Annotated in this window: 2 protein-coding genes; one reads left to right on the top strand and one right to left on the bottom strand. The window is 71.6% G+C overall.

Translation table 11 applies throughout. The features are described from left to right. The coding region (locus tag ACTIR_RS0114230; protein WP_026454795.1) for an SDR family oxidoreductase at positions 1 to 705 on the top strand (705 nt) is incomplete at its 5' end. Between the two features lie 142 nt (positions 706 to 847). Here the strand turns inward: ACTIR_RS0114230 and ACTIR_RS0114225 are convergent. After that, positions 848 to 2,296, bottom strand: coding sequence for a flavin-containing monooxygenase (locus ACTIR_RS0114225; protein ID WP_026454794.1), 1,449 nt, complete (start codon positions 2,294 to 2,296; stop codon positions 848 to 850). Between the last annotated feature and the right edge of the window lie 71 nt (positions 2,297 to 2,367).

The raw sequence follows: 2,367 nt of genomic DNA, 5'->3' as shown, positions 1-2,367 counted from the left end.
CTCGCGGCCGGCGGGGCGCGCGTCGTCGTCGCCGACCTGAACGCGGAGAAGGGCGAGGCCCTCGCCCGGGAGATCGGCGGCGTGTACGTCAACGTGGACGTCACCGACACCGAGCAGATCCGGGCCGCCGTGGACAAGGCGGTCGAACTGGGCCCGCTGCGGGTGCTGGTCAACTCGGCCGGGATCGGGTCCGCGCAGCGCACGATCGGCAAGGACGGGGAGTACGACTCCGCGCACAGCCTCGACCTGTACAAGAAGGTGGTCGGGATCAACCTGATCGGCACCTTCGACACGCTCCGGCTCGCGGCGACGGCCATGAGCCGCAACGAACCCACCGAATCGGGTGACCGCGGCGCCGTGGTGAACATGGCGTCGGTGGCGGCGTTCGACGGGCAGATCGGGCAGGCGGCGTACTCGTCGTCCAAGGGCGGTGTCGTGGGCATGACCCTGCCCGTCGCGCGCGACCTCTCCGCCGTGGGCGTGCGGGTCAACACCATCGCCCCGGGCCTCATCGAGACCCCGATCTACGGTGAGGGCCCCGAGTCCGAGCAGTTCAAGGCCAAGCTGGGCGAGAGTGTGCTGTTCCCGAAGCGCCTCGGCACCCCGGACGAGCTGGCCTCGATGGTGCTGGAGCTGGTCACCAACTCCTACATGAACGCCGAGGTCGTCCGCGTCGACGGCGGCATCCGCATGCCCCCGAAGTAGCCATCCCCCGCGGCGGGGCCGTCAGGTGTGCCGTGAAGGACCCCTTTCCTGCGTGTGCCGCAGCGAGGGACTCCTTCACTGCATCCGACGCAGTGAAGGAGTCCTTCACGGCACAACGGCGGCCGCTCGCACGCGGAGCCGTTCAGGTGAAGCGGAGGATGCCGTCGTCGAGTCGGCGGTGGCGCAGGGTGACGAGGTCGTGCGCGTAGCTCATCCCGAGCCGCCACGGCGGCCGGGATCCCGCGCGGGGGAACTCGTCGATCGCACGGCGGACGTAGCCCGCGTCGAAGTCGAGCAGTGGCCGCGCGGTGACCGACGGGTCGTCGTTCACCGGGACGCACCGCCGGTACCCGTGCCGGTCCAGGTGCCGCAGCAGCCGGACGACGTACCCGCTCACCAGGTCGGCCTTCAGCGTCCACGAGGCGTTCGTGTAGCCGACGGTGAAGGCGAGGTTCGGCACCCCGGACAGCATCATTCCCTTGTACGCCATCGTCTCCGGCAGGTGCACCTCGCTGCCGTCGACGGTGAGTCGCATGCCCCCGAGCGGCAGCAGCCGCAGCCCGGTCGCCACGACGACCGTGTCCGCCTCCAGTTCCGCCCCGGACCGCAGGCGGAGGCCGGACGCGGTGAACTCCTCGATGTGGTCGGTGACCACCGACGCCGTGCCGCGGCGGACGGCGGTGAACAGGTCGCCGTCCGGGACGAAGCACAACCGCTGGTCCCAGGGGTCGTAGTCCGGCCGGAAGTGGGTGTCGACGTCGTAGCCCGCCGGGAGCTGCCGGATCGTGGCCTTGCGGATCAGCCTGCGGACCAGTTCCGGCCGTCTCCGGCTGAGCTGGTAGAGCAGCGTGCTCACGGCGATGTTCTTCCAGCGCACCACCGGGTACGCCGCGCGCGGCCCGACCACCCTGTGCAGCAGTCCGGCCAGGCGGTCCTCGGACGGCAGGGACAGGATGTAGGTGGGCGAGCGCTGCAGCATCGTGACGTGGGCGGCCTTGTCGGCCAGGGCGGGCACCAGCGTCACCGCCGTCGCCCCGCTGCCGACGACCACGATCCGCTGTCCGGTGTGGTCGAAATCCTCCGGCCACTCCTGCGGGTGCACCACGGTCCCCCGGAAGCGTTCCAGCCCCGGGAGCTCGGGGAAGTATCCGGCGTCGTAGCGGTAGTACCCGCTGCAGACGTGCAGGAACCGGGCGGTGAACCGGACGGTGGTGCCGTCGTGCTCGGCCTCCACCGTCCACAGTGCGTCGTCGCTGGACCAGGAGGCGTGCACGACCCGGTGCCGGTAACGGATGTGCCGGTCGATCCCCGCCTCGGTCGCGGTGTCCCGGAGGTAGCGCAGGATCGACGGCCCGTCGGCGAGGGCGCGGGACCGTCTCCAGGGGCGGAACCGGTAGCCGAGGGTCTGCATGTCCGAGTCGGAGCGCACCCCCGGATAGCGGAACAGGTCCCACGTCCCCCCGAGGGCGTCCCGCGCCTCCAGGAGGGTGAAGGTGTGTCCGGGCAGCTGGGACCGGAGGTGGTGCGCGGCGCCGATCCCGGACAGTCCGGCGCCGACGATGAGCACGTCGACGTGTTCGGGGGCGGTCATGCCGCGGTCCGGGACCCGGTGGCCGTGCCGGACCGCGCCGGGCCGTCGGTCCGGCGGCGGACGAGCGCCCG

Source organism: Saccharomonospora iraqiensis subsp. iraqiensis (assembly GCF_000430445.1).
GTDB classification, from domain to species: Bacteria; Actinomycetota; Actinomycetes; order Mycobacteriales; family Pseudonocardiaceae; genus Saccharomonospora; species Saccharomonospora iraqiensis.
This window is presented reverse-complemented; position numbering and strand designations above follow the sequence as displayed.

What these genes read in the sequence shown, in the direction of transcription:
- ACTIR_RS0114225 (WP_026454794.1), bottom strand. Translation starts at nt 2,296, where the DNA reads ATGACCGCCCCCGAACACGTCGACGTGCTCATCGTCGGCGCCGGACTG.